The 2,884-nt window shown below is 68.4% G+C and carries 5 protein-coding genes; 3 read left to right on the top strand and 2 right to left on the bottom strand.

Annotation, left to right across the window (positions count from 1 at the left end):
* A partial coding sequence (locus tag ABZ641_RS31505; protein ID WP_359987341.1) for an IS256 family transposase occupies window positions 1–1,036 on the top strand: 1,036 nt, incomplete at its 5' end.
* Between the two features lie 65 nt (window positions 1,037–1,101).
* A complete protein-coding gene (locus ABZ641_RS31500) occupies window positions 1,102–1,296 on the top strand; it encodes a hypothetical protein (protein ID WP_359987338.1) in 195 nt (64 codons plus the stop codon).
* Between the two features lie 157 nt (window positions 1,297–1,453).
* Here the strand turns inward: ABZ641_RS31500 and ABZ641_RS31495 are convergent, their stop codons facing one another.
* Window positions 1,454–1,948, bottom strand: coding sequence for a hypothetical protein (locus tag ABZ641_RS31495; protein WP_359987335.1), 495 nt, complete (start codon window positions 1,946–1,948; stop codon window positions 1,454–1,456).
* Window positions 1,949–2,010: 62 nt separating this feature from the next.
* On the bottom strand, window positions 2,011–2,157 hold the full coding sequence (locus ABZ641_RS31490) for a hypothetical protein (RefSeq protein WP_359987333.1): 147 nt from the start codon (window positions 2,155–2,157) through the stop codon (window positions 2,011–2,013).
* 26 nt (window positions 2,158–2,183) lie between these two features.
* Between ABZ641_RS31490 and ABZ641_RS31485 the strand changes: the two genes are divergently transcribed.
* A partial coding sequence (locus ABZ641_RS31485; RefSeq protein WP_359987330.1) for a metal-dependent hydrolase occupies window positions 2,184–2,884 on the top strand: 701 nt, incomplete at its 3' end.

The raw sequence follows: 2,884 nt of genomic DNA, 5'->3' as shown, positions 1-2,884 counted from the left end.
CGGCACCCGGTCCAAGACCGTGGTCACCGATGTCGGGCCGGTCGAGGTCGACGTGCCGCGCGACCGGGAGGGCAGCTTCGAGCCGCAGATCGTGCGCAAGCGCCAGCGCCGGCTGACCGGGGTTGACGACATGGTTCTGTCGTTGTCCGCCCGAGGACTGACGCACGGCGAGATCTCCGCCCATCTGGCCGAGGTCTATGGCGCGAGCGTGTCCAAGCAGACCATCTCGACCATCACCGACAAGGTGATCGACGGGATGGCGGAGTGGCAGAACCGGCCTCTCGACCCGGTCTATCCGGTGATCTTCACCGACTGCATCCACGTGAAGATCAGGGACGGCCAGGTGGCGAACCGTCCGATCTACGTTGCCCTGGCCGTCACCGTCGAGGGCACGAGGGAGATCCTCGGTCTGTGGGCCGGCGACGGCGGCGAGGGCGCCAAGTACTGGCTGCAGGTCCTGACCGAGATCAAGAACCGCGGCGTTTCGGATGTCTGCATGGTCGTCTGCGACGGCCTCAAGGGCCTGCCCGACGCCATCGAGACGGTCTGGCCACTGGCCATCACGCAGACCTGCGTCGTCCACTTGATGCGCGCGTCCTTTCGATACGCGGCCCGCCAGGACTGGGACAAGATCTCCAAGGCGCTCAAGCCCGTCTACACCGCTCCCACCGCGAAGGCGGCCGAGGACCGGTTCCTGGAGTTCCAGGAGGCATGGGGCGAGAAGTACCCGGCGATTGTGAAGATGTGGTCCGACGCCTGGGCCGAGTTCGTCCCCTTCCTCCAGTTCGACACCGAGATCCGCCGGGTCGTCTGCACCACCAACGCGATCGAGAGCGTCAACGCCCGCATCCGCAAGGCCGTCCGCGCCCGCGGCCACTTCCCCAACGAGCAGGCCGCGTTGAAGTGCGTCTACATGGCCGTCATGGCGCTCGACCCGACCGGGGCCGGCCGCAAACGCTGGACCACCCGCTGGAAGGCCGCACTGAACGCCTTCGAGATCACCTTCGACGGCCGACTCTCAATCGGCCGCCGGTAGTACAAATCAAACCGAGTTACACCGTTGGCTGGACACACCCGGACCTGGTCATCCGCTACACCGGGGTGACCGGCGTCCAGATCGGGACGCCGAACGAGCCCTCGACCTGGGACGACCTCGGCACGCTGATCCTGGACGAGATCCTTCCCCACGCCCGTGGCTGCACTCACGAGATGGCCTTCAGGCCCAAGACTGTCATCGTCACGTGCAACGACATGATCGCGACATGGGTCGAAGCAGACTGCCCCGAAGGGGAATGAGGTCAAAGATCAAGCTTAGGTGAGGCGCCGGGCCGGGGAGGTCTTGCCAAGGGCGAGAGGGTGCCGAGCGGCACTGTCCCGTGTCAGGTGATCTTGACTGCTTACCAAACGATCTCGGCTGGGGCTTCCGCGTTCCTGGCTGGGTGAGAACCCGGTCTCAGGACAGCGGACCAGCCAGCAGCTGGGCGGCCAGGTCGTGCAGTTCGGCCACCGCCTCCTTCGTCAGCCCGCCGCAGTGCTCCTGTTGCTCCTCCGCGATATACAGCCATCTGCGGACCGGCCACAGCGGCGAGCCGGGATCGGCGGGGCACAGCTCGAGGCCGATCCGCTCGGCCGCCGCCAACGGATCGAGGCGGCCGTCCAGCAGGTCCCGCAGGCAGTACCGAGCCAGCGCCCAGTCGCGGGCCTCGGAGGTGGCGGGTAGCTGCAGCACCGGCCAGAGCTCCTGCTCCAGCTCGGCCAGCAGCCGGCGCGCCTCCAGAACGTCCCACTCGGGCAGCGCGCCGAGCTCCCACAGGCTCGGGGTGTCCGCCCCGCCGGCCAGTGCCGTCCAGGCAGCCTCCACCGCCGCGGCGACCGTCTCCGGACAGCCGGCGGTCCCGCGCTCCAGCAGCACCCGGCGCAGCGGTTCCAGTGCGTGGTCCAGCTCCATCGCGCGAGCGTAGCCGCCCACTCCGGCATGGAGCGAAGCGTTTTGATCCGGCGGCAGCCGGCTCACTCCGCCAGCACGGCATCGCCGTACGCCCGTGCGGCAACCTCTACTGCATCCCCGCCGCCGTCAAGATCGAGTGGAAAACGGTCAAGATCATCTGAAGCTGGGCAGGCGCGCTTGTTCATTTTACTGAACGCCATGTTCATCATCTCCGCTCGTTCGTTATAGTGAACATATGGTTCACCCGGAAGAGACACTTCAAGGAGCTGTCCAGGTCGCCACGTACCTGGATGACACGTATCTGGATCAGGCCGACACGCGGGTGATCGCCGTAGGCGACCGGGACGGTGCGCCGTGGGCTGCCGTCGAGCACTGCCTGTTCCACCCGCAGGGAGGCGGCCAGCCCGCCGACCCGGGCTGGCTGGACGATGGGGAGGTCGTCCCGGTCCGGGACCGGGAGTCGGGGTTGGTCGTGGTGCTGGCGCCCGAGGGCGGCCAGCTGCCGCTCCTCGCCGTGGGGCAGGAGGTGCGGGCGCGGATCGATGTGCAGGCCCGGATGACGCACGCTGCGCTGCACACGGCCGGGCACCTGGTCGAGGCGGCCGGACGCCTCCAGGGGTGGGAGATGCTCAGCAGCAACCACTTCCCCGGTCAGGCCCGCATCGAGTTCCAGGCGCCGCAGCCGGACGCCCGGCTGGCCGACCCGGAGGGGCGGGAGGAAGCCACCGCCGCTCTACGGGACGCGATGGCCGCCGCGATCGCCGACGATCTGCCCGTCCTCGCGCGGTACGAGGGCGAGGGGCGGCGCGTGGTGCACCTGGACACCCTGCACTGCGCACCGTGCGGCGGCACCCATGTGCGCAGCCTCGGCGATCTGGCCGAGGTGGCCCTGCCGACGCTGAAGGTGAAGAAGGGCCGTATCCGCGTGTCCTACTC

It is taken from the genome of Kitasatospora sp. NPDC007106 (assembly GCF_040634455.1).
GTDB lineage: Bacteria > Actinomycetota > Actinomycetes > Streptomycetales > Streptomycetaceae > Kitasatospora > Kitasatospora arboriphila.
Note: the sequence above shows the minus strand (reverse complement) of the source record. Positions and strands in the feature narration are given on the sequence as shown.